Below are 21,795 nucleotides of genomic sequence, written 5' to 3'. Positions count from 1 at the left end.
GGCGGCCGGACTCGAACCGGCCCCTCCCAGCGTCCTAGGTGTCGTATTCGCCGTTCCATGGCTCGTGGAACCCAAGCCGTTGTGGGTAGAGCTCGGCCCATGGCCCGCCGTGGCCCTCGTCCGGGTCGTCGGTGGTCTCGTCGATGAGGCCGAAGACGACGTCGTCGAACTCGACCCGGAAGGGGCGGATGGCGATATTGCCGTACGTGACCGCCTCGAGGCGGTCCAGCCAGTCCGACAGGACCTGCTCGGCGGCCTCGACGGCTGCGGGACTGTCGCCGCTGACGCCGGTGAACCGGAGGTGCGAGCCGGTGTGGTGCCCGATTTCGTCGAAGAGATGGAGCACCGCGTAGATCCGCTGCTGGTTCCGCCAGTCGTGACCTGGCTTGACGTTTTCCTGGTAGGCGCCGGTGACGTCAGCGAAGAACTGTCCGCCCGTACGCCGTCCGATGCGGCTCGTGCGGTAGTCCGGCTCGTACTTGATCGGGATGACGTCGGGGAGTCGCACAGCGCGGATCCTAGCCAGCGTCGCCCGTGGGGCGGGGCGAGGGGTGAAGCCAGCGGGCCGAAGGCTCGCGGTCGTTGCAGGACAGCCCGGCGGCGGGAGACGGCCCGGACCACGACGGCGGCCGTCCCCTGCCCCCGGGGCTCTTCGAGAAGGCGTACCTCCAAGGGTTTGCGGAGTGACCATCCCCATAAACAGGACTCCAAGACTCCTCTTTGTGGCACGCTTCCCTCGTGCGCCTCAACCGGTCGACTGACATCAGCCTCCGGATCCTCATGCTCGGCGCGGTCGGTGACGATCTGCTCACCATCGACCACCTCGCCGAGTCGCTGAACGTGCCTCGCCACCATCTGGCCAAGGTGGTGCAGAAGCTTCAGCACATGGGGCTGCTCGAGACCGTCCGCGGCCGCAACGGCGGTGTCCGCCTCGCCGCCGCCGCCCGCGACGCCTCGATCGGGGCCGTGGTGCGGGAACTGGAAGGCGCCACCGAGGTCGTCGACTGCGAGGGCGAGACCGCCTGCCCGCTGAGCCGGGGCTGCCGCCTGCGCGGCGCGCTCCGCAAGGCGCAGGAGGCCTTCTACGCGGCGCTCGACCCCCTCAGCGTCGGTGACCTCACCTCGCCGCCGACGTATCAGATCCTGGTCAACCTGTAAGGAGCAACCTCGTGCTGTCAGCAAAGAGCGCGCCGATCGTCGCGGCGACCCTGCCGGTCGTCGGCGCGCACATCGACCAGATCTCCGGTGTCTTCTACGACACGATGCTGGGCGAGAACCCCGAGCTGCTCAACCTGTTCAGCCGCAGCGCGCAGGCCACCGGCGAGCAGAAGTCGGCCCTGGCGGGCGCGGTCGCCCTGTTCGCCTCCCACCTGATCGGCGAGGCCCCGCTGCCGGAGCACGTCGTCGACCGGATCGCCCAGCGGCACTGCGCTCTCGGCATCCGCCCCGAGCAGTACGCGATGGTCGGCAAATACTTGCTGGGCGCCGTCGGCACCGTTCTCGGCGACGCCGTCACTCCCGAGATCGCCGCCGCGTGGGACGAGGTCTACTGGCTGTTCGCCGTCCGCCTCATCGGGATCGAGTCGCGCGTCTACGCGTCGGCCGGCGTCGACGGCGAAAACCCTTGGCGCACCTACGTCGTGGCCAACAAGGTGGCCGAGGCCGACGACACCGTCTCGCTGCTGCTCACCCCGGCCGACGGCGCGCCGGTCCCGCGGTACCGCCCGGGCCAGTACGTGACGATCGCCGCCACCCTGCCCGACGGCAGCCGTCAGTTGCGCCAATATTCGCTGTCCCAGGCGCCGAACGGCGGCACCCTGCGCATCACGGTCCGCCGCGTCCGTGGCGTCGCCGGCAGCCCGGACGGCGTCGTCTCCGGGTGGATCCACGACGTGGTCCGCCCCGGCGACCAGTTGACGGTCTCGCAGGCGTACGGCGATCTGACCCTGCCCGAGGACGGAGACCACCCGCTGCTGCTGATCAGCGCGGGCGTCGGCGTCACCCCGATGGCCGCCATCCTCGACGAGGTCGCCCGCACCCAGCCCGGCCGCACCGTCACCGTCGTGCACGCCGACCGCAGCCCGTCCCGCCACCCGCTGCGCGGCGAGATCTCCGCGGCCGGGAACCGCCTGCGCTCCTTCGAGCACCTCACCTGGTACGAGCAGCCGGCGCCGGGCGCGTTCGCCGGCCGCGTCGACCCCGACGCCATCCCCCTGCACCCCGGCACCGAGGTCTACCTCTGCGGCCCGGTCCCGTTCATGCAGGCCGTCCGCTCCGCCCTTCACCGCCGGGGCCTGCCCGAGGAGCGCATCCGCTACGAGGTCTTCGGGTCGGAGCAATGGCGTACTGCGCCGGTTCCGGCTTAAAGCTTCAGAGGTACGGGATTCACCCGAGGCGGACTGAGTTGGGGAACGGCCACGTCGTGGTCAAGGCCGTTCCCCGCTGCCGGGCTGTCCTGCAACGTCCGGCCGCCTCCGGCGGCCTGAGGTCAGGACGTGCATCCGCTCGCCCTGCCGGCCCAGAATGCTGAGCAGCTCCACCGGCTGCCCGCCCGTGCTGCCGAACCAGTGCGGCACCCGGGTGTCGAACTCGGCCGCCTCGCCCGCCCGCATCACGAGATCCCGCCCGTTCAGCACGAGCCGTAAGGTCCCCGAGAGCACGTAGAGCCACTCGTGTCCTTCGTGGACACGCGGATCCGGCTCGTTCTGATCGGCCGGCACGATCACCTTCCACGCCTGCAACGTCCCCGCGTGCGGGGTGAGCGGAAGGACGGTGCGCCCGTTGGCCCGGCGCGGCACCAGGCGCACCCGCGGATCACCGACCGGAGGCGCGCCGACCAGTTGGTCGAGGGGCACCTGGTGGGCCCGCGCGAGCGGCAGCAGCAGGTCGAGGGTGGGCCGCCGCTGCCCGCTCTCGAGCCGGGAGAGCGTGCTCTTCGAGATGCCGGTCATCCCGGCGAGCGCGGCCAACGTGAGGCCGCGACGGTGACGAACGCGCCGCAGGCGGGCGCCGACTTCGGGCTGTTCCATGCCCCGATTCGAACGCCCGCGTCCCAGCCCCAGCAACATTCTTTGCCGTTTCCGCACGCCCGGGCGCAGCCTGGCCGCCATGAGCGAACGCAGGATCCCACCACCGTCCCGTCACCACATGGCCGTCATGATCTGGCTGGCCGTCTTCCCGACCCTCACCGCCCTGCAGTTCCTGCTCGGCCCCCTGCTGCGCGACGCACCGACCGTGCTCCGCACCCTGGTCTTCGCCTCGATCGCCGTCCCGATCGTCATCTACGGCCTGATGCCACCCTTGCAGCGCCTCCGGGCCCGGGTGCTGGCGGGCCGCTCCTAACGGGTCAGGCCGCGCAGATAGGCGGCGATCGTCTCCCGCGCGTCCGGACGGCTCGCCGGGTCCACCCCGGAGCCGGCGAGCCGGTCGAGCAGCAGCCCGTCGACCACCGCGACCAAGGCCGGGGCGTGCCGTTCCGGCTCCTCGACGCCAAGCCCCCGCAACGTCGCGGCCGCCGCGGCCAGCAAGCCGGCCCGGGCCGGCGACGCGCTCGTCAGCCCGGCGTGCAGCTCGGGATCGCCGGTCAGCTCCACGACCAGCGCGTAACGGGCCAGATGGTCGCCGGGCCGCTCGGCCAACTGGTCGAGCAGTCGCGCGAGCCGGTCCGCGGCGTCGTCCACCGGCCGCCGCCCCTGGGCCCAGGTGATGTCCCAGTCGGCCACGCTCGCCATGTCTCCGGCCGTGCGCGCCGCCAGCCGGTGGACCATGGCCTCGAGGAGGTCGCGGCGGGTGCGCGCGTAGTACGACGTCGAGCCCGTCGCCAGGCCCAGCTCCTTGTCGATCGCCCGGTGCGTCAGCGACCGGAGCCCCTCCCGGGCCACGATCGCGATGGCCGCGTCCGCGATGGCCTCTCGCCGGTCCCCACTCTTCACAACCCCACTCTACGGGAGTAGAGTCCTCTACATGCGTAGAGCCACCGTCATCGGCGCCGGCATCGGCGGCCTGACCACCGCCATCGGCCTGCATCGCCTCGGCTGGCAGGTCACCGTGCTCGAGCGTTCCCCGGTGCCCACCGTGGCCGGCGCCGGCCTGTCCCTGTTCGGCAACGCCTTCGCCGCCCTCGACGCCGTGGGCGCCGGCGACGCGGTCCGGGCCATCGCCGGCCCCCGCTCCACGCTGACCGCCGGCCAGCGCCGCTCCGACGGCCGGTGGCTCTCGATCATCCCGCCCGGGGCCGTGCGTGACCTGCGCGTGGTCCACCGGGCCGACCTCCAGGCCACCCTGGCGTCGCTGCTGCCGCCGGGCACGGTCCACTACGGCCACCCGCACGATCCCGCCGACCCGGTCGATGCCGACGTCGTGGTCGCCGCCGACGGCCTGCGCTCGCCGACCCGCGCGTCGTGGCCCGGCGATCCCGGTGTGCGCTATGCGGGGTACACGAGCTGGCGCGGCGTCACCGCCCACCCGGTCGACCTGCTCGGCGGGGCCGGCGAGAGCCTCGGCCGCGGCGAGCGTTTCGGCCTGGCCCCGTTGCCCGACGGCCGGGTCTACTGGTTCGGCGTCGTCTCGCTGCCGGCCCGCACGCCGTTCCCCGACGACCACGCCGAGCTCCACCGCCGCTTCGCGGGCTGGCATGCCCCGATCGGCGACGTGCTCGCCGCCACCGATCCGGCCGCGATCGTCCGCACCGACATCCACGACCTGGCCCGGCCGCCGGCCACCTTCCGCCGGGGACGCACGGTCCTGCTGGGCGACGCCGCCCACGCCATGACCCCCGACCTCGGCCAGGGCGCCGCCCAGGCCATGGAGGACGCGGCCACCCTCACCACTCTGCTGGCCACGCTGCCGATCGACGGGGCCCTCACGGCGTACGACAAAGCCCGTCGTCACCGCACCCGCCCGATCGCCGCCCGCGCCCGGGCCATGGGCCGGCTGTTGCAGAGCTCCAGCCCGCTCCGCGACCCGCTGCTGCGCCTCGTGCCCCCGGCCGTGGTCGCCCGGCAGCTCACCGCGCTCCAGTCGTGGCGGGCGCCGGCCTGTAAATCGGGAGCGCTCAGCGATCTTGGCAGCTAGCGTGACCGGCGACAATCACCGACGTCCCCCGGAGGGGAGAGCAGTCATGCAGCGGGTAAACGACCGTCTGATCAATTGGGCCAGCCTCATCGAGGCCGGCACCTTGGCCCAGGCGGAAACCGCTTCGACACTGCCCTTCATCTTTCCGCACATCGCCCTCATGCCCGACGCCCACCTCGGCAAGGGAGCGACCGTCGGCTCGGTCATCCCCACGCTCGGCGCGATCATCCCGGCCGCCGTGGGTGTCGACATCGGCTGCGGCATGGCCGCGGTGCGGACGCAGTACCACCGTGACGACCTCAAGCCGAACCTGGCCGACCTGCGCACGGCGATCGAGCGTGCGGTTCCGCTGTCGGCCGGCGTCTACAACACGGCCATCACCGACACCGCGGCCCGCCGCGTCGAGACGCTGACCGCCAAGGCGGAGAAGGCGGGGTTCGAGCCGGGGCAGTACGCGGGGAATTGGCAGCTCCAGCTGGGCACGCTCGGCAGCGGCAACCACTTCATCGAGGTGACCGCCGACGAGACGGGCGCCGTGTGGCTGTTCCTGCACTCGGGTTCGCGCGGCGTCGGCAACAAGATCGCCACGCATCACATCAAGGTGGCGCAGGAGCTGATGAAGCGCTACTGGATCAGTGTGCCCGACCCCGACCTGGCGTACCTGGCCGAGGGCACCGACGAGTTCTGGCGCTACATCCGCGAGCTGCGCTGGGCCCAGGACTTCGCCCTGTCCAACCGCGACGAGATGATGGACCGGGTCGTGGCCTGCTTCGCCGAGTTCACCGGCGGGCCGGTCGAGGAGCTCGAGCGGGTGCAGTGCCACCACAACTACACGGAGCAGGAGACCCACTTCGGCAAGAAGGTGTGGCTTTCCCGCAAGGGCGCCATCAACGCCGAGCAGGGCCGTCCGGGTCTGATCCCGGGTTCGATGGGCGACGCGTCGTACGTGGTCGTGGGCAAGGGCAACCGCCTGGCCCTGAACTCGTCCCCGCACGGCGCGGGCCGCAACTACTCGCGGTCGAAGGCCCGCAAGACCTTCACCCGCGAGCAGCTGCGCGAGGCCATGAAAGGCATCGAATACCGCGACACCGACGCCTTCCTCGACGAGATCCCGCAGGCCTACAAGCCCATCGACGTGGTCATGAACGACGCCGATGATCTGGTGGAGATCCGCCACACGCTGCGCCAGATCGTCAACGTCAAGGGCGACTGACGAAATTCGCTGTACGGCCCGGGCGGCCGGGCCGTACAGTGCCGTCAGCCGTGACATCGCGCAAGGAGGTGAGCCCCGTGACCATCGCATCGACCCGGGTGCTCCCTCGCCGCGTCACGGCCGGGAGCGCCTGAGCACCAGGCACACTCCCGAAAGGCACCACCCATGCGCTTCACATCCGACACGACCACCGACGGCATCCGCGAACGCGACTTCACCGTCGGCGGCGTCCCCGGCGTCCTCTGGTCACCCGCCGGCGCGGCCGGCGCCACCCCGCTGGTCCTGATGGGCCACGGCGGCGGCACCCACAAGAAGGCCCCCGCCATGTCCGGCCGGGCCCACCTGCTCGTCCACGGCGCCGGCTGCTCGGTGGCCGTCCTCGACGCCCCCGGCCACGGCGACCGCCCCCGCACCCCACACGACGAACGCGAGATCGCCGACCTGTTCCGCGCCCGCGAGGCCGGCGAGCCCGAAGGCCCGATCGTCGTCCGCTACAACCTGCACCTGGCCACCCAGGCCGTGCCCGAGTGGCAGGCCGCCCTGGACGCCCTGGGCTTCGACACGGTCGGGTACTTCGGCCTCAACATGGGCACCGCCATCGGCATCCCGCTGATCGCCCGCGACCCCCGCATCAAGGCCGCCGTCCTGGGCCAGTTCTGGCCGGCCCCGCCCCTGCTGGAGGCCGCCCGCCAGATCACGGTGCCCCTGGAGTTCGCCCTCCAGTGGCACGACGAGCACATCCCCCGCGACGAGGGCCTGGCGTTGTTCGACGCTTTCGCCTCCACCGAGAAGACCTTGCACGCCAACGCCGGCACGCACAAACAGCTGCCACGCTTCGAGGCCGAGAGCGCGGTCCGCTTCTTCGCCCGCCACTTCAGCTGATCCTTCATCAAGGCCGCAGACGGGGATGACGCCATCGTGAGCCACGCCGTCCCGTCTGCGGCCGTCAGCTGACCAAAGGCCGCCGTGTCGAGGTAGCCCCTCGATTGTTCCAGGACGACCTTGGCCGCGCCGGCCGCGGTGACACCGCCGGCCAGGATCGTGCCGTCGCCCAATTCGCTGGCGAGGGCCAGGCTCCTCGGTCCCGTCGCGCCGGGCCGCGCGGGTTTCTGATCGCCGACCCGGTGACCGGAGAGCGGCTGGGCAACATCACCCTGGGCGCGGGCGGGGCGTTCGGGTGGCGCGGGCCGGACGCGCTTCGGCTGTGGGCTCATGCGGGCAACACCGGGTTGCGGGCTGTGGCCGAGCGGGCCGGGCTCGATCGGGATCCTGAACGGGACCGGCGGCGCGGATCAAGGGGCAGCGGTGGCCGAGTCGTGGCGGCGGTGGCGGTGACCGCTGGGTAGCCCGAAACCGGGGACGGCCGGCGTCATCACTCGGGCGCGACGATGGTCACGCGCGGCCAGCGGACCTGGGGCTGGTGGCGTTCGAGGCGGGCTCGGGACCGTTCCAGGCCGACGCGGCGCGGGTTTCGGCGCCAGACGCCGTTGAGGAGGTCGTCCAGGCCGAAGGGGGCGCACACGTCCAGCTCGCCGTCCGCGCGCAGGCGCACCGCCACCGCGGTCGCCGTCTCGGGCCAGGTGCCTACGGCGTCCTCGATGGACGTGAACGGCTCGACCGGGTCGCCGCCGAACTTCGCGGCGTACCAGGTGTGCACGGCGGCCTGGTTCTTCGCCTCCCACGGCACGCCGGGCCGGCGGCGGCTCAGGCGCTCGGTCACGCGGTCGTCGTTGGCGCGCGTCAGGTCGCCCGGATCGAAGAAGGCCACGTCCACGTCCCGTACGACACCCGGGGTGAAGCCCGCGCCGAAACGCTCACCCCACACCAGATCACGCAGCACCCCGGCGCCCACCCACGCGTCGGGTACCGCCTCGTCGCGCACCGCCGTCAGCACTTCCGTCATCCACGCGTTCGCCCGAACCAGACCCGCGAGCGTCTCCTCCGTCGTCATAGGACCAGAATGCACGTCCATGGTGACGACCAATCCTTGGCTGGCCGGGCCCAGCCCCACCCGGCGGCTGGACCGCGAGCGCCTCGAGGAGCGCATCCTCAATCTGCTCTCGTCGCAGAACATGTGCGTGCTGGCCACGGTGGGCCCGGACGGGCCGCTGGCCACGCCGGTGCGCTACTTCCACCTGGACTTCGCGCTCGTCTTCACGGCGGTGGGCACGTCGCCGAAGATGCGCAACATCCGGGCCGATCCCCGCGTGTCGGTGGGGGTGTTCGCCCCTCTCGTCGGCCAGGCGAGCAGCCGCGGCGCACAGCTTTTCGGGACCGCCCAGATCCTCGTGCCCGGCGACGACGGCTTCGACCGCTACTGGCCGGTGGTGCGCTGGCAGTCCGACCACGTGGAGCGCTCGCGCCCGCTCGACGAGCCGCCGACCGGCACCATCGGCGTGCTGGAGGCGCAGCGCGTCGTCTACACCGAGCACTGGTTGCGCCGCGAGGGCTACGCACCCCGGCAGTTCTGGCACCGGTGACGCCCGGCTTTGGACTTGCGGGTCCATTTTTGGCGAGCAACTGTCGTCGGCATGACTACTGACAACGGCACGTTGGCAAGGGAATTCGTCGCGGCCTTCAACACCAGGGACGCGAGCAAGGTGGGTGCGTTCCTGCACCCGGACGTGGTCTTCGAGAATTACGGGGAGCCGCCGGTCAAGGGCCGCGACGCCGTCGTGAGGATCTGGCATGGCGTGTTCCAGAACTTCGCGCAGGTGAAGTTCGAGACCGTCAACCAGGCCGTGGACGGCGATGTGGTGCTGGCCGAGCAGGTGCACGGGCTGGCGCTGCCCGGTGGCAAGCTCGCGCCCATCATGAACCTGGCCGTCTACGAGATCCGGGACGGGAAGATCGTGGCCTGGCGGGACTACAGCAACCCGCAGTACGCCATGAAGCTGCTCCAGGCGTGAAAGCCATCGTCCAGCACCGGTTCGGCGGGCCGGACGTCCTGCGCTACGAGGACGTCCCGGTTCCCGTGCCGGGTCCGGGCGAGGTGCTGCTGCGGGTGGCCGCCACCTCGTTCAACCCGGGTGACGCAGCGGTCCGCGCCGGCCACGTCGACTACGCCCGCGGGTTTCCGCTGATCGCCGGGTTCGATGCGGCGGGAACCGTCGTCCAGGTCGGGCCGGGCGTCCCGGACGAGCTGGTCGGGCTGGACCGGATCGCCTATCTGATCCGGCCCCAGGACGGCAGCACCGGGCAGTTCGTCACCGCGCCGGCCGGCCAGCTCGCGCCGGCGCCGGCGACCCTCGGGCTCGCCGAGGCCGCCGCCCTTCCGGTGGCGGGGCTCACCGCGTGGCAGGCCATTCACGAGCATCTGGCCGTACGCCCGGGGCAGCGCATCCTGGTCAACGGGGCCGGCGGGGGCGTCGGCCGGTTCGCCGTGCAGTTCGCGAAACTGGCCGGGGCCACTGTGGTCGGCGTCGCCGGGCCGCACAGTCTCGCCGCGGCCGGGCACGCCGACGAGGTCGTCGACTACACCCGCGGGGTGCCGAGCGGGGAGTTCGACGCCGTCTTCAACACGGCCCCGCGCATCACCGTCCCGCGCACGAAGGCGTACGTCTCCATCACCGCGATCGCCGGCGTACGAGGGGAAGTGATGGTTGTGCGGCCGGATGCGAAGCAGCTGGGCGAGATCTCACGCCTGGTCGACGAGCGGGGTGTGACGCCGGGCGCGGTCGAGCACCGGCCGATGGCGGAGCTGCCCGAGGTTCATCGGCTCTACGAGGCCGGGCGGCTGCACGGAAAGGTCGTCCTGTCGCATTGAGGCGACCCGGCCTGTTACGCGAAAAGACGTACAAGGTTACGGGTATGTTTCGCCAACCCGCCGGAGGCCTTCCGGGCCTTTCCCCGGGCGGGCGTGGTTCGTACCGTCGCCGCAGCCAAGTTCACGGGCGGAGAGGACACGACGATGGACGGGACCAGCATGGCCGCGGTGGACATCACCGGATGAGCCGGCGCCCGGGACCCCGCGGAGGTGCCGTCCGCGGGGTCCCGGCGCTACATTCGGCAGCGGTGTTCCAGCTTTCCGCCGCCTTCAACCTGCACAGCGCCAAGGCCTTCGTGGGCCGCGACGGTGAGCTCGCCGTGCTGCGCGCGGCGCTGGCCGCTCCCCCGTCGGCCGTGCTCGTGCTCGGCGAGGGCGGTGTCGGCAAGACCCGCCTGGTCGCCGAGGCCCTGTCCGGCCTGGCCGGCCGCGTCGTCGTGGCCCACTGCGACGATCTGCGCGAGCCGCTGCCGCTCGGCCCGATCCTGGACGGGCTGCGTCTCTGGTCGCCGGCGCTGCCCTCCGGCCTCGACCCCACGGTCGCCGTCTTCGCGCCGTACCTGCCGGCGCTGGCCGCCCTCACGCCGCCGCCCCCGCTCGACGACCCGCAGGCCGAGCGGGCCCGCCTGCTGGGGGCCATGGCCGGCCTGCTGGGTGCGCTGGCCCCGGTCGTGGTCGCGCTCGAGGACCTGCACATGGCCGATCCGGCCACTGTGGAGTTCGTGACGTGGCTGGCCGCGCGGCCGGTGCCCGGCCTCACGGTGGTGATGACCTCCCGCGAGCCGGTCGCGGTGCCGGCCCGGCTGCTGCATCTGGCGCCGCTGTCGCCGGCCGAGGTGGGTTCGCTGGCCGGGAGGCTGCTGCGCCGCGACCTCCTGCCGCCGGTCTTCGTCGAGCAGCTGTTCGAGCGTACGGCCGGTGTGCCCTTCCTGGTCGAGGAGGTCGTCCGCTCCCTGGTCGAACGTCACGAGATCGACCGCATCGACCAGCGGCCCGACCTGCTGGGCGACGTCCTGGGCGACGTGACCGTGCCGGCCCTGCTGCGCGACGTGCTGCTGTGGCGCATGCGCCCGCTGGACGAGCCCACGCGCGACATCCTCGGCGCCGCCGCCGTCCTGGGCGTCGTGGCCGAGGCCCGCGCCCTGGCCGAACTGCTGTCCCTGCCCGTCGACCGGGTCGAGACCGCGCTCGACCGGGCCGCCGAGGCGGGCCTGCTGCACCGGGTGGACGGCCGGTCGCCCCGGTTCCGGCACACGCTGGCCCGCCAGGTCGTCTACGAGCTGCTCCCGGAACTGGAGCGACGGATGCTGCACCTGCGCTGCGCTCGGGTCCTGGAACGGCAGGTGCCCCGCCCGGTGGCGCAGCTGGCGCACCACTACCGGCTGGCGGGCAACGCCGCCGACCACGTCCGCAACGCCGAGGCCGCCGCCGACCTGGCCACCGCGCGCGGCGACGACGCGACGGCCGCCCGCTTCCTGCTGGCCACCATGGACCACGCCGAGCTGCCCCGCCGGCAGCGGGCCCGACTGGCCGGCAAACTGGGCCGCTCGGCCGTCGAGGGCGTCACCCAGGCCGAGGCGATCCCGGTGCTGCGGCGCATCCTGGCCGACCGGCGGCTGCCGCCCGGCGCCCGCGGCGACCTGGGCCTTGCCCTCGGGCGGATGCTGCGCCAGCAGGGCGAGGCCTCCGCCGGATACGAGGAGATCGAACGGGCCGTCCCCCACCTCAAGCATCACGGCCACCGGGCGCGGGCCCTGGCCATCCTGTCGGCGCCGGACACGGTGCTCGACCGGCACGCGGACGACCACTGGCGCTACGGCGAGGCCGCGCTGGAGGCGGCGCGGCAGTCGGGAGACCCGTCGGCCCTGCTCGCGGTCGAGATCGCCCGGCTGTCGCTGCGGCTGGAACTGGACGATCCGGAGGCCTGGCCGGCGGTGCGCACGGCCCTGACCGATCCGCGCTTCGCCGACCGTCCCCGCGACCACCTGCGCGCGTGCCTGAACTGGGCCCAGGGCGCCCTGCACACCGGTCGCCCGGACCGGGCCGCGCAGCTCCTGACGATCGCCCGGGGCCTGCCCGCCGCCGCCGAGTACGAGCGGATCCGCCCGGTCGTCGAGCTCACCGAGCACGCCCTCGACCTGGCCACCGGCCACCTGGACGGCCTGGAGGAGAGGCTCCTGCACTTCCTGTCCCGGCCCGACCGGCTGCCCCTGACCATGCTCGACGCCCGCCTCCACCTGGGCCGCCTCCGCGCTCGCCGGGGCCGCGCCGGTGAGGCCGAGGCCGACCTGCGCTCGGTCATCGCCGACGCCGAGCGGGTGGGCGCCGCCTGGCCGTTGATCCCGGCCCACACCGCCCTGGCCGCCATGCTCGGCGATCCGGGGCCGGCCCGCACGGCCCTGGCCCTCGCCGAGCGCAAAGGCCTGCCGGCGTGGGGCCGGCCCGCCGCCGCACTGCTTGCCTAAATGCTTTAGGTAGATGCATAATGGCTTTCGCAAGGAGGCCATGACCATCATGATCACCACCCCGATCACCGCCGCGCTCGTCCGTGGCGCCGCCGAGCTCGAACCGACGGGCGAAGGCCTGCTCCCGCACCGCCTTCCCGCCTGGGCCCGCGCACAGACCCCCGATCCCCAGCTGGCCATGGTCGAGGCACAACCCTCGGGCGTACGCGTCGTCTTCCGCACCCGTTCCACGACGATCCAGCTGCTGACCGTGCCCACCAAGCGCGTCTACGCCGGTCTCCCACCGCGCCCCGACGGCGTCTACGACCTCCTGGTCGACGGCGCCCTGACGGCCCAGGCCACCGCCACCGGCGGCACCGTCGTCACCATCGACATGGCCACCGGCACCTCCGGCCACCAGCCCGGCGCCCCGGTCACGGTTTCCTTCCCCACGCTGGCGGCCGGCGAGAAGACCGTCGAGATCTGGCTGCCCCACAACGAGACCACCGAGCTGGTGGCCCTGCGCAGCGACGCGCCGGTCGAGCCGCGATCCGGCCACACGGGCACGGTCTGGGTGCACCACGGCAGCTCGATCAGCCAGGGCTCGAACGCCACCAGCCCGACCTCCGTCTGGCCGGTCCGGGCCGCCCTTCACACCGGCGCCGACCTGATCAACCTGGGCCTCGGCGGAAGCGCCCTGCTCGACCCCTTCGTGGCCCGGACGATCCGCGACACCCCGGCCGGCCTCATCACCCTCAAGCTGGGCATCAACGTGGTGAACGCCGACCTGATGCGCCGCCGCGCCTTCGCCCCCGCCGTCCACGGCTTCCTCGACACGATCCGCGACGGGCACCCCACCACCCCGATGGCCGTCATCTCGCCCATCTACTGCGCGATCCACGAGGACACACCCGGCCCCGGCGCCTTCGACCTGGAGGCCCTCAAGGCGGGCGAGGTGAAGTTCGTGGCCACCGGCGTCCCCGACCCGACCAGGCTGACCCTGCGCGTCGTCCGCGAGGAGCTCGCCCGCGTCGTCGCCGAGCGGAAGGACGAAAACCTGAGCTACGTCAACGGCCTCGACCTGTACGGCGAGACCGACGCCGCCGCTCTCCCCATGCCCGACCGCCTGCACCCGGACACGGCCACCCATCACCTGATCGCCGACCGGTTCGTCAAGCTCGTGCTCCAGGAAAGTTTTCGGCAGGACCGATGAGTTCGCGGGCGGGCGCGGGTCTACTGGGCAGGACTTCGATGAAGGGACACGACAGTGAGCCAGCCAGAGACCCGCACCCTCGCCACCCCCGGCGCGGTGCTGACCTACGACGTGCGCCGCGGTGACGGGCCGATCCTGCTGCTCATCGGCTCGCCGATGCAGGCCGAGGGCTTCGCGACGCTGGCCGGGCACTTCCCGGACCGGACGGTCGTCACGTACGACCCGCGCGGCATCGCGCGCAGCGAGCGCACCGACGGCGTGACGGAGTCGACGCCCGACGAGCACGCGGACGACATCGCCGCGATCATCCACGAGGTCGCCGACGGCGGCCCGGTCGACGTCTTCGGCAGCAGCGGCGGCGCGGTCAACACATTGGCGCTCGTCTCGCGTCATCCGGCGCTGGTCCGCACGCTGGTCGCTCACGAGCCGCCGTCGCTGAACGTCCTCGCCGACCGGGAGAGCGCCACCGCGGCGACCGTGGACATCTACGAGACGTACCAGAAGTCGGGTGTTGGTCCCGCGATGGTCAAGTTCTTCCTGCTCACCGGGGCCAAGGGCGACATCCCGGCCGGTTTCGGCGACCAGCCGGCACCGGACCCGGCGCAGTTCGGCCTGCCGTCCGAGGACACCGGCGACCGCAACGATCCGCTGCTGGGCCAGAACCTGATGTCCTGCACCCACTACGAGCACGACTTCGAGGCGCTCAAGGCCGCACCGACCCGGATCGTCGTCGCGGTCGGCGCCGAGTCGGTGGGCGAGCTGGCCCACCGGGGCGGCGAGGGCGTGGCGGCCCGCCTGGGTGTCGAGCCGGTCACCTTCCCGAGCCACCACGGCGGCTTCCTGGGCGGCGAGTTCGGCATGACCGGCGACCCGGACGGCTTCGCGGCGGCCTTGCGCGACGCGTTGCGCTGATCACGCTTTATTGCCAAGGCTTTGCAGCAGGGGGTGGCGGGAAATAGCGTCCGATCATGACCGCCACCTCCCGGGTCGCCCGTTTCCGGGCCGGCCTGACCTCCGCCGACAAGCGGTCCCTGTACGGCATGGCCGGCTTCATCGTGCTGCTGCACGTCGTGGGGTTCGGGCTGCTGTTCGGCTTCGTGGTGCCCAAGCACTTCCACCTGGGCGGCGCTCATCCGGTCTTCACGGTCGGCGTTGGCGTGCTCGCCTACACGTTCGGGTTGCGGCACGCGTTCGACGCCGACCACATCGCGGCGGTCGACAACACCACGCGCAAGCTCATGCAGGACGGCACCGGCCGTAAGCCCCTGTCGGTGGGCTTCTGGTTCTCGCTCGGGCACTCGACGATCGTCTTCGGGCTCGCGTTCCTGCTCTCGTTCGGCGTGAAGGCCCTGGCCGGGCAGGTCGAGGACGACGGCAGCGCCCTGCACTCGATCACCGGCGTGATCGGCGCGTCGGTGTCGGGCGTCTTCCTGTGGATCCTCGGGATCCTCAACCTGGTCGTGCTGATCGAGATCATCAAGGTGTTCCGGGCGATCCGGCAGGGCCGCTACGACGAGCAGGAGCTCGAGGAGCAGCTCAACAAGCGCGGCTTCATGAACAGGCTGCTCGGCGGTCTGACCAGGTCGGTGCGCAAGCCGTGGCACATCTATCCGGTCGGCGTGCTGTTCGGGCTGGGCTTCGACACCGCCACCGAGGTCGGCCTGCTCGTGCTGGCCGGCGGCGCGGCCGTGTTCAACCTGCCGTTCTACTCGATCCTGGTGCTGCCGGTCCTGTTCGCGGCCGCGATGTGCCTGATGGACACCATCGACGGCGTGTTCATGAACGTCGCCTACGGCTGGGCGTTCGCCAAGCCCGTCCGCAAGGTCTTCTACAACATCACCATCACGTCGATCTCGGTCGCCGTCGCCCTGATCATCGGCACCATCGAGCTGATCGGCGTCCTCGACGACCAGGCGCACATCACCACCGGCCCCCTGGCCGCGATCGGCTCGATCCCCCTCGACTACGCCGGCTACGGCATCGTCGGCCTCTTCGTGCTGGCCTGGGCGGTCGCCCTCGCCGTCTGGCGCTTCGGCCGCATCGAGGAACGCTGGTCGGCGCCCAAGTAGAAGCCGCCCGAGGAGAAGCTAGAGCGGGCGGGGCTCCTCCGTGCAGGCCGGCTCGCCGGCCTGGATGCGGGCCGTCACGTGGCAGGCCACCTCGCGGAGGACCTTGATCTGCTCGTCGCTCAAGCCGTCGATCACGTAGCGGCGGACGGCCTCGACGTGACCGGGGGCGGCCTGCACCACCAGGTCCCAGCCCTCGTCGGTGAGGATGGCGACCGTGTAGCGGCCGTTGCACGGGTCGGGCTCGCGGCGCAGCAGGCCGCGCGTCTCCAGGCGCTTCACCACGTTCGACAACCGGGACAACGAGCTGGCGATCATGCGCGCCAGCTCGCTCATGCGCAGCGTGCGGCCCTCGGACATGGAGAGGCCGCTCAGCACCATGTAGTCGAACAGCGTGATGTTCCGGTCGCGCAGGAGCTGGGCGTCGAGCGCGGCCGGCAACAGGAACATCAGCTGGGACAGCGAGATCCACGCCTCGCGTTCCTGATCGTCGAGCCACCGCGGTTCCGCCTGCATGCACAGAAGAGTACGGCGCGGGGGCGACCTCCCCGGAAACGGACGTGATCCATCTCCCATGTTCAAGCTTGAAGTGAACCTGCTACGTTGGCTTCAAGCTTGAAGCGAGAGAAGAACACGACCGAGGAGTTCCCCATGACCCTGTTCCGCCTGGACGCCAGCATCCGGATCGACGGCTCCACGAGCCGCGAGATCGCCGACATCGTCGAGCAGGAGTGGCTCGCCTCCCACCCCGGCGACAAGGTCGTCAACCGGCACATCGGCGCCGAGCCCATCCCGGCCACCGCCTGGGGCAACGCCGTCGCCGCGGGCGCCACCGACGAAGCACAGCGGACCCCCGAGCAGCGCGAGGCCGTGGCCCTGGCCAGGACGCTGGCCGACGAGCTTCTCGGCGCCGACGCCATCCTGTTCGCCGTCCCGCTGTACAACTACGGCGTCTCGCAGCACTTCAAGACGTACGTCGACCTGCTCCTGACCGCCCCCAACGCCTTCGGCCAGCCCTTCCTCAAGGGCAAGCCGGTCGTGCTGGCCACCGTCCGTGGCGGTGCCTACGGCGCCGGCACGCCGCGTGAGGGCTGGGACCACTCCACCCCGTATCTCAAGCGGGTCATCGCCGACGTCTGGGGCGCCGACCTGACCATCGTCGAGCGGGAGTTCACCCTGGTCGGCTCCAACCCGGCCCTCGACCAGTTCACCGACGCCGCCGCCGCGATGCACGCCGAGGCCCTCGACGCCGCCCGCGAGGCGGGCAAGGCGCTCGGCGCTCTTCCCAACGGCATCTGACGTCGGGCACTGTGAACGGGTGAGCCGATTCGTCGATGGTGTGATCGCGAACGCCGCCCGCGCCCGTACCGGCATGGTGACCGGTGAACCGGGCGAACCCCTTCGCCGCACGTGGGGCGAGGTCCATGACCAGGCTCGCCGCATAGCGGGTGGGCTCGAGCCCGGCCAGGCGATCGCCGTCCTGGCCGGGCTGCCGGCCCAGATCGCCCCGGTCGCCCAGGCGATCTGGCTGGCCGGCGGCAGCATGACGATGCTGCACCAGCCCACTCCCCGCACCGACCTCGACGTGTGGCGCGACGACACGGTGCGCGTCCTGCGGATGATCGGCGCCCGGGCGGTCATCGTCGGCGCGCCCTTCGAGCCGGTGATCCCGGTCCTCGAGGCGTACGGCATCAAGCATCATCGCTTCGATGAGTTGATCGAGGGATCAGCCATCGGCGAAACGGTGGAGGCCGGCGAGGACGACGCGGCGCTGTTGCAACTCACGAGCGGGTCGACGGCCGAGCCCAAGGCCGTGCGCATCACCCACCGCAACCTCTACGCCAACGTCACCGACTCGGCCCGGCACCTCGGCTGTGACGAGAGCGGCGTGATGGTGTCCTGGCTGCCGATGTTCCACGACATGGGCATGGTCGGCTGCCTGCTGCTGCCCATGCTCAGCGGCATGGAGCTGATCAGCGTCACCCCCACCGACTTCCTCAGCCGCCCGCTGCTGTGGGCCGAGCTGATGAGCCGGTACGGGGGCACGATCACCACCGCCCCGAACTTCGCCTGGGCGGTCCTGGCCCGCCAGCTCACGCGGGTGCCCGACGGGGCCCTCGACCTGTCGGCGCTGCGGGTGGCCGGCAACGGCGCCGAGCCGATCGACCCGGCCACCATGGAGGCGTTCGTGGCGACGGCCACCCGGTTCGGGCTCCGGCCCGAGGCCGTGAACTGCTGCTACGGCGCCGCCGAGAGCACCCTCGTCATCTCGATGTCGGCCATGGCCGACCCGATGCTGCTCGACGTCGTCGACGCCGCCGAACTGGAACAGGAGCGGCGGGCCGTGCCCACCGAGGGCGGCGCCCGGCAGCTGCCGAAACTCGGCAGGCCGTTCCCGACCGTCGATGTCCGGGTCGTCGACGACGACGGCAAGCCCTTGGGCGACCGCCAGGTCGGCCGCATTCAGCTGCGCGGCGAGTCGGTCACCGAGGGCTACATCACGCCGGACGGGTGGGAACCCGCCCGCGACGACGGCGGCTGGCTCGACATCGGCGACGAGGGCTACCTCACCGACGGCCAGGTCGTGGTCTGCGGCCGCCGCAAAGACGTGATCATCATGGGCGGCCGCAACATCTACCCGACCGACATCGAGCGCGCCGCCGGCCGCGTTCCCGGGGTCCGGGAGGGCAACGTCGCGGCCGTACGCCTGCTGGCCGGCGACGGCCGCGCCCGCGAGTCCTTCGCCGTGATCGTGGAGGCGCGCGAGGGCTCCCCGGACGACATCGCCCGCGAGGTCACCAGCCGCATCGTGGCCGAGATCGACGCCCGCCCGGCCCAGGTCCGGGTCGTGCCGCCGGGCTCGCTGCCCAAGACGCCGTCGGGCAAGCTGCGCCGGGGCGCCGCGCGGGAGCTGCTCGGATGACGCGGATGCTCGTCTTCACCCGCACGGCCGGCTACCGCCACGAGTCCCTTCCGGTCGCGGTGGCGGCGGTTTCGGCTTTCCCGGGCGTACGCGTCGTGCACAGCGAGGATCCCGTCGCGCTGCACGACCTCAGCGCGTTCGACGTGGTCATGTTCCTGTCGACGACCGACGACGTCCTCGATCCGCGCGGGCGCGCCTCGCTGCGGTCGTTCGTCCTGGGCGGCGGTGGTTTCGTGGGTGTGCACTCGGCGGCGGGGACCGAGCTGAGCGATCCCTGGTACGGCGAGCTTCTCGGTGCCCGGTTCCTCGGGCACCCGGACGGCGTACAACAAGCGACGCTCCTCGACCCTGAGGGTGTGCCCTGGAAGTTCACCGACGAGTGGTACGGCTTCGGCGAGCTCCGCGACGACCTGGAGATCCTGCTGACGGTGGATGAACAGACCTACGACCCGGGTGCGTACGCCATGACGGGCACCCACCCGCAGGCGTGGCGGCGACAGGTCGGCGCGGGCCGGTCGTGGTACACCGCGCTGGGCCACACGAGCGAGGCGTGGGCCGATCCGGCGTTCCTCGGCCACGTGCGCTCCGGGGTCGCCTACGCCGCCCGCGGCTGACGGGTTCACGCTGGTGACGACGGTCGCGAAAGGGTGTCGCGGCGGTCGGGGCGGCCTAGCGTGGGCGGGGTGCTGGAACTCATCGACCGCTTCGGCTACCTCGGCGTGGCCGGCGTCGTCTTCGTGGAGAGTTTCGGCGTGCCGGCCCCCGGCGAGACCGCGATCATCGCGGGCGCGGTGGCGGCCGGCAGCGGCCACCTGAACATCTTCGGCGTGGCCGCGGTCGCCTTCCTGGCCGCGGTCGCCGGCGACACGATCGGCTACGAGATCGGCCGCCGCGGCGGGCGCCCGCTGGTGCAGCGCTTCGGCAAGTACGTCCGGCTGACCCCCGAACGCCTGGACAAGGTCGAGGCGTTCATGACCCGCCAGGGCCCGAAGATCATCGTGGTGGCCCGCTTCGTCGAGGGCCTGCGGCAGTTCAACGGCATCGTGGCCGGGCTCAGCGGCATGCACTACCGCAAGTTCATCGCCTGGAACGCGCTCGGCGCGGCCCTGTGGGTGGGTCTGTGGGCGACCGGCGGCTACTTCGCGGGCGACCACATCGAGCAGATCGCCAAGGCGGCCAGCCGCTATCTGGTGGTGGCGCTCGCCGTGGCGGTGCTGGCCGTCGTGGCGTACGTCTGGCGCCGTCGCCGCCGAAAGGTCGATAGGTGACAATGTTCGCGCAGCGAACGTCGTCCTGTCAGGAGGCACCGATGAAGGGCCAGATCGTCCACTCCCCCGAGGGCGAGGAGATCGTCCTCGCCGACATCGGCCTGGCCGAGCTCTTCGACAACCCGGTCGTGCGGGTGTGGGACGTGTCGCTCCAGCCGGGCGAGACCCACCCGTGGCATCTGCACCACAACCCGTACGTGGTGCTCAGCATCTCGGGTTCGGAATGCCGGATGGACTGGCTGGACGGCGCGGAGCCGCGCTTCCTCAACGAATATCGGGGCGGGGCCGTCTATCGCCCGCTGTCGCCGGTGCACCGGCTCACGAACATCGGCGACCGCTTCTACCAGAACCGCCTGGTCGAGCTGAAGCAGCTGGGCGAGCTGCGCGACGAGCCGTACCCGGTGGGCGAGGGCGCCCGCAGCGTCCCCGGCCCACACCCGGGCCCGGTCCTTTCGCACGAGCACCTCCGGGTGTGGACCGTGCAGGCGCCCACCGAGCTCGACCTGGCGGAGGTGCCGCACGTGATCGCCGCGCTGGACGACCCGCACGAGGTCCGCTTCCACGAGGGCGGCCCCGTGAAGCTGGACGGCGACGGCGAGTGGTTCGTGGTGGAGCTGACCCTGCCGGTTTAAAGGCCGGCGTACGCCTGGAGCCGCTCGCGCCCGTGCGGAAGCCCACGGTCGGACACCTCGAGACTGAAGTTGGCGAACTCCATCCCGTCGTAGAGCCAGGCCGCCGGGTTGTCCACGAGCACACGGACAACCCGGCGTTGCCGTTCACCCAGCGCCCGGAAGGTCGTCCCCTTGGCCACGCCGCCGTCAGGGAAGGCCGCCCGCAGCGCCACGACAAGCGCGGTGAGGGCGGGCTCGGCGCTCACATGCCGCAGCCGGCTGAGCGCCGCCCCGAGCGGATCGACCCCGATGAGCGGCAGCGAGAGCAGGGCATAACCCCCGAGATCCCCTTCAAGGTACGGAATCGAGGGGTCCGCAGGAGCATCGCCGGCCGCCCAGCCGAGCAGCTCGTCACGTACCCGGTCCCCGCCCACCCCGAGACGGGCCAGAGCCACCGCACCCGCCCATCGCAGGACCGGGTCCTCGCTGCCGAGAGCGCGTTCCGCCACCGGAATCCCAGCCGAGAGCCCCAACAGCCCCACCCCAACAACCGCCGCAGCCTCACCCGCCACAGCCTCACCCGCCGCGGTCCCCACCGCAGCCTCCTCCGCCGCAACATTCCCCGCCGCGACCTTCCCCGGCACGGCCTCCTCCGCCGCAGCATGCGCTGCGTCGCCACTCCTCGTCTGCGCCCGATTTTTCAGTATTTCTAGCGACTTAACGTCTCCGGGGAACCAAGCCAGCACATAAGCGGCCGACACCGCGACGTCCTCATCCGCGCCGATCCCGGCCGCCAGCCGTTGCAGCACCGGCAGGCCCGCCGCCACCGCCTCGTAGGCGCGCAGCTCGTCGACCAGCCCCCGCTCCCGCAGCTCGGCCACCCGGACCGTCCCCGGCAGCCACATCCCCTCGCCGCCGATCGCGATGATCCCCAGCAGGTGCAGCAGCAGATCCCGGTCCGGAATGGACGGATCCCCCACCAGCTCCAGCAACGCCGGCACCGCCGCCGCACTCGCCGAATACCGGTTCCCTTGGTGAGCGATGCTCGCGTACAACTCCCCGAACGCCTCCCGGCGCTCCTCCTCGTCCGCCGACCTCAGCGCCGCCAGATGCCCCGGCACGTCCTCCGCCGATCCGTACGCGTGCCGCAGCCCCGCCCAGTCGATCACCGCGCCATCATGCCAGCGTTTCCTCGATCGCCCTCCCCGCGTTGATCAT

The 21,795-nt window shown here is 71.9% G+C and carries 25 protein-coding genes; 19 read left to right on the top strand and 6 right to left on the bottom strand.

The features are described 5' to 3' along the window. Positions 1 to 34: 34 nt before the first annotated feature. Positions 35 to 508: a hypothetical protein gene (locus tag ACQP2X_RS20595; protein ID WP_498699310.1), complete on the bottom strand. Its 474-nt coding sequence runs from the start codon at positions 506 to 508 to the stop codon at positions 35 to 37. 230 nt (positions 509 to 738) lie between these two features. On the opposite strand from ACQP2X_RS20595, the gene ACQP2X_RS20590 reads away from it, so the two are divergent. Both ACQP2X_RS20590 and ACQP2X_RS20585 read left to right on the top strand, forming a co-directional pair. After that, on the top strand, positions 739 to 1,158 hold the full coding sequence (locus tag ACQP2X_RS20590) for an RrF2 family transcriptional regulator (RefSeq protein WP_498699308.1): 420 nt from the start codon (positions 739 to 741) through the stop codon (positions 1,156 to 1,158). Between the two features lie 11 nt (positions 1,159 to 1,169). Further along, positions 1,170 to 2,366, top strand: coding sequence for a globin domain-containing protein (locus ACQP2X_RS20585; RefSeq protein ID WP_498699307.1), 1,197 nt, complete (start codon positions 1,170 to 1,172; stop codon positions 2,364 to 2,366). A 60-nt stretch (positions 2,367 to 2,426) separates the two neighbouring features. On the opposite strand, the gene ACQP2X_RS20580 is transcribed toward ACQP2X_RS20585, so the two are convergent. Then, positions 2,427 to 3,029, bottom strand: coding sequence for a helix-turn-helix domain-containing protein (locus ACQP2X_RS20580; RefSeq protein WP_498699305.1), 603 nt, complete (start codon positions 3,027 to 3,029; stop codon positions 2,427 to 2,429). Positions 3,030 to 3,108: 79 nt separating this feature from the next. On the opposite strand from ACQP2X_RS20580, the gene ACQP2X_RS20575 reads away from it, so the two are divergent. Then, positions 3,109 to 3,342 (top strand): putative antibiotic biosynthesis monooxygenase, encoded by a 234-nt coding sequence (locus ACQP2X_RS20575; protein ID WP_498699302.1) that lies wholly within the window; start codon positions 3,109 to 3,111, stop codon positions 3,340 to 3,342. On the opposite strand, the gene ACQP2X_RS20570 is transcribed toward ACQP2X_RS20575, so the two are convergent. Further along, positions 3,339 to 3,932 (bottom strand): TetR/AcrR family transcriptional regulator, encoded by a 594-nt coding sequence (locus ACQP2X_RS20570; RefSeq protein ID WP_498699300.1) that lies wholly within the window; start codon positions 3,930 to 3,932, stop codon positions 3,339 to 3,341. The two genes, ACQP2X_RS20575 and ACQP2X_RS20570, sit on opposite strands and share 4 nt — an antisense overlap. A 31-nt stretch (positions 3,933 to 3,963) precedes the next feature. Here ACQP2X_RS20570 and ACQP2X_RS20565 point away from each other — a divergent pair, with 31 nt between their 5' ends. The 4 genes from ACQP2X_RS20565 to ACQP2X_RS20550 all read left to right on the top strand — a co-directional run bounded on the left by ACQP2X_RS20565 (position 3,964) and on the right by ACQP2X_RS20550 (position 7,632). Next, complete coding sequence (locus ACQP2X_RS20565) at positions 3,964 to 5,073, top strand: FAD-dependent monooxygenase (RefSeq protein ID WP_498699298.1); 1,110 nt, start codon at positions 3,964 to 3,966, stop codon at positions 5,071 to 5,073. A 46-nt stretch (positions 5,074 to 5,119) separates the two neighbouring features. After that, positions 5,120 to 6,286, top strand: a complete 1,167-nt coding sequence (locus ACQP2X_RS20560) for an RtcB family protein (protein ID WP_498699296.1) — start codon at positions 5,120 to 5,122, stop codon at positions 6,284 to 6,286. Between the two features lie 165 nt (positions 6,287 to 6,451). Continuing rightward, a complete protein-coding gene (locus ACQP2X_RS20555; RefSeq protein WP_498699294.1) occupies positions 6,452 to 7,168 on the top strand; it encodes an alpha/beta hydrolase family protein in 717 nt (238 codons plus the stop codon). Between the two features lie 242 nt (positions 7,169 to 7,410). Beyond that, entirely contained in the window at positions 7,411 to 7,632 is a 222-nt protein-coding gene (locus tag ACQP2X_RS20550; RefSeq protein WP_498699292.1) for a hypothetical protein, read from the top strand. A 26-nt stretch (positions 7,633 to 7,658) separates the two neighbouring features. Here ACQP2X_RS20550 and ACQP2X_RS20545 read toward each other — a convergent pair whose 3' ends face one another. Continuing rightward, positions 7,659 to 8,237, bottom strand: coding sequence for a nucleotidyltransferase family protein (locus ACQP2X_RS20545; RefSeq protein WP_498699291.1), 579 nt, complete (start codon positions 8,235 to 8,237; stop codon positions 7,659 to 7,661). Positions 8,238 to 8,256: 19 nt separating this feature from the next. On the opposite strand from ACQP2X_RS20545, the gene ACQP2X_RS20540 reads away from it, so the two are divergent. The 7 genes from ACQP2X_RS20540 to nicT all read left to right on the top strand — a co-directional run bounded on the left by ACQP2X_RS20540 (position 8,257) and on the right by nicT (position 15,778). Further along, the gene (locus ACQP2X_RS20540) at positions 8,257 to 8,766 is read left to right on the top strand and encodes a pyridoxamine 5'-phosphate oxidase family protein (RefSeq protein ID WP_498699290.1); all 510 of its coding nucleotides are present in this window, start codon (positions 8,257 to 8,259) and stop codon (positions 8,764 to 8,766) included. 51 nt (positions 8,767 to 8,817) lie between these two features. Beyond that, positions 8,818 to 9,195, top strand: coding sequence for a nuclear transport factor 2 family protein (locus ACQP2X_RS20535; RefSeq protein WP_498699288.1), 378 nt, complete (start codon positions 8,818 to 8,820; stop codon positions 9,193 to 9,195). Next, positions 9,192 to 10,052 (top strand): NADP-dependent oxidoreductase, encoded by an 861-nt coding sequence (locus ACQP2X_RS20530; protein ID WP_498699287.1) that lies wholly within the window; start codon positions 9,192 to 9,194, stop codon positions 10,050 to 10,052. Before ACQP2X_RS20535 ends, ACQP2X_RS20530 begins: the two co-directional genes overlap by 4 nt. Positions 10,053 to 10,300: 248 nt before the next feature. After that, positions 10,301 to 12,517 (top strand): ATP-binding protein, encoded by a 2,217-nt coding sequence (locus ACQP2X_RS20525; RefSeq protein ID WP_498699285.1) that lies wholly within the window; start codon positions 10,301 to 10,303, stop codon positions 12,515 to 12,517. A 40-nt stretch (positions 12,518 to 12,557) separates the two neighbouring features. Next, the gene (locus ACQP2X_RS20520; protein ID WP_498699284.1) at positions 12,558 to 13,709 is read left to right on the top strand and encodes an SGNH/GDSL hydrolase family protein; all 1,152 of its coding nucleotides are present in this window, start codon (positions 12,558 to 12,560) and stop codon (positions 13,707 to 13,709) included. Positions 13,710 to 13,763: 54 nt separating this feature from the next. Then, positions 13,764 to 14,621, top strand: a complete 858-nt coding sequence (locus ACQP2X_RS20515; RefSeq protein WP_498699283.1) for an alpha/beta fold hydrolase — start codon at positions 13,764 to 13,766, stop codon at positions 14,619 to 14,621. Positions 14,622 to 14,677: 56 nt separating this feature from the next. Further along, positions 14,678 to 15,778: a Nickel transporter NicT gene (gene nicT / locus ACQP2X_RS20510; RefSeq protein WP_498699282.1), complete on the top strand. Its 1,101-nt coding sequence runs from the start codon at positions 14,678 to 14,680 to the stop codon at positions 15,776 to 15,778. Positions 15,779 to 15,796: 18 nt separating this feature from the next. On the opposite strand, the gene ACQP2X_RS20505 is transcribed toward nicT, so the two are convergent. Then, the gene (locus ACQP2X_RS20505; RefSeq protein ID WP_498699281.1) at positions 15,797 to 16,291 is read right to left on the bottom strand and encodes a MarR family winged helix-turn-helix transcriptional regulator; all 495 of its coding nucleotides are present in this window, start codon (positions 16,289 to 16,291) and stop codon (positions 15,797 to 15,799) included. 135 nt (positions 16,292 to 16,426) lie between these two features. On the opposite strand from ACQP2X_RS20505, the gene ACQP2X_RS20500 reads away from it, so the two are divergent. The 5 genes from ACQP2X_RS20500 (at position 16,427) to ACQP2X_RS20480 (ending at position 20,598) form a co-directional block, all read left to right on the top strand. Next, a complete protein-coding gene (locus ACQP2X_RS20500) occupies positions 16,427 to 17,074 on the top strand; it encodes an FMN-dependent NADH-azoreductase (protein WP_498699279.1) in 648 nt (215 codons plus the stop codon). A gap of 19 nt (positions 17,075 to 17,093) precedes the next feature. After that, positions 17,094 to 18,698, top strand: a complete 1,605-nt coding sequence (locus ACQP2X_RS20495; protein ID WP_498699278.1) for a fatty acyl-AMP ligase — start codon at positions 17,094 to 17,096, stop codon at positions 18,696 to 18,698. Further along, positions 18,695 to 19,312, top strand: coding sequence for a ThuA domain-containing protein (locus tag ACQP2X_RS20490; protein ID WP_498699277.1), 618 nt, complete (start codon positions 18,695 to 18,697; stop codon positions 19,310 to 19,312). Before ACQP2X_RS20495 ends, ACQP2X_RS20490 begins: the two co-directional genes overlap by 4 nt. Before the next feature lie 69 nt (positions 19,313 to 19,381). Continuing rightward, positions 19,382 to 19,966: a DedA family protein gene (locus tag ACQP2X_RS20485; protein ID WP_498699275.1), complete on the top strand. Its 585-nt coding sequence runs from the start codon at positions 19,382 to 19,384 to the stop codon at positions 19,964 to 19,966. Between the two features lie 41 nt (positions 19,967 to 20,007). Further along, the gene (locus ACQP2X_RS20480; protein WP_498699273.1) at positions 20,008 to 20,598 is read left to right on the top strand and encodes a hypothetical protein; all 591 of its coding nucleotides are present in this window, start codon (positions 20,008 to 20,010) and stop codon (positions 20,596 to 20,598) included. On the opposite strand, the gene ACQP2X_RS20475 is transcribed toward ACQP2X_RS20480, so the two are convergent. Beyond that, complete coding sequence (locus tag ACQP2X_RS20475; protein ID WP_498699272.1) at positions 20,595 to 21,746, bottom strand: hypothetical protein; 1,152 nt, start codon at positions 21,744 to 21,746, stop codon at positions 20,595 to 20,597. The genes ACQP2X_RS20480 and ACQP2X_RS20475 overlap by 4 nt on opposite strands. Positions 21,747 to 21,795 lie beyond the last annotated feature (49 nt).

It is taken from the genome of Actinoplanes sp. CA-131856, from assembly GCF_050956135.1.
Lineage (GTDB): Bacteria > Actinomycetota > Actinomycetes > Mycobacteriales > Micromonosporaceae > Actinoplanes.
The sequence above is the reverse complement of the archived record's forward strand: the minus strand, read 5'-3'. Positions and strand labels throughout refer to the sequence as shown.

Bases quoted from the DNA above. Each gene is read 5' to 3' on its own strand.
- ACQP2X_RS20580 (WP_498699305.1), bottom strand. From the start codon at position 3,029: ATGGAACAGCCCGAAGTCGGCGCCCGCCTGCGGCGCGTTCGTCACCGT.
- ACQP2X_RS20575 (WP_498699302.1), top strand. From the start codon at position 3,109: ATGAGCGAACGCAGGATCCCACCACCGTCCCGTCACCACATGGCCGTC.
- ACQP2X_RS20565 (WP_498699298.1), top strand. From the start codon at position 3,964: ATGCGTAGAGCCACCGTCATCGGCGCCGGCATCGGCGGCCTGACCACC.
- ACQP2X_RS20560 (WP_498699296.1), top strand. From the start codon at position 5,120: ATGCAGCGGGTAAACGACCGTCTGATCAATTGGGCCAGCCTCATCGAG.
- ACQP2X_RS20555 (WP_498699294.1), top strand. From the start codon at position 6,452: ATGCGCTTCACATCCGACACGACCACCGACGGCATCCGCGAACGCGAC.
- ACQP2X_RS20545 (WP_498699291.1), bottom strand. From the start codon at position 8,237: ATGACGACGGAGGAGACGCTCGCGGGTCTGGTTCGGGCGAACGCGTGG.
- ACQP2X_RS20540 (WP_498699290.1), top strand. From the start codon at position 8,257: ATGGTGACGACCAATCCTTGGCTGGCCGGGCCCAGCCCCACCCGGCGG.
- ACQP2X_RS20535 (WP_498699288.1), top strand. From the start codon at position 8,818: ATGACTACTGACAACGGCACGTTGGCAAGGGAATTCGTCGCGGCCTTC.
- ACQP2X_RS20520 (WP_498699284.1), top strand. From the start codon at position 12,558: ATGACCATCATGATCACCACCCCGATCACCGCCGCGCTCGTCCGTGGC.
- nicT (WP_498699282.1), top strand. From the start codon at position 14,678: ATGACCGCCACCTCCCGGGTCGCCCGTTTCCGGGCCGGCCTGACCTCC.
- ACQP2X_RS20505 (WP_498699281.1), bottom strand. From the start codon at position 16,291: ATGCAGGCGGAACCGCGGTGGCTCGACGATCAGGAACGCGAGGCGTGG.
- ACQP2X_RS20500 (WP_498699279.1), top strand. From the start codon at position 16,427: ATGACCCTGTTCCGCCTGGACGCCAGCATCCGGATCGACGGCTCCACG.
- ACQP2X_RS20490 (WP_498699277.1), top strand. From the start codon at position 18,695: ATGACGCGGATGCTCGTCTTCACCCGCACGGCCGGCTACCGCCACGAG.
- ACQP2X_RS20480 (WP_498699273.1), top strand. From the start codon at position 20,008: ATGAAGGGCCAGATCGTCCACTCCCCCGAGGGCGAGGAGATCGTCCTC.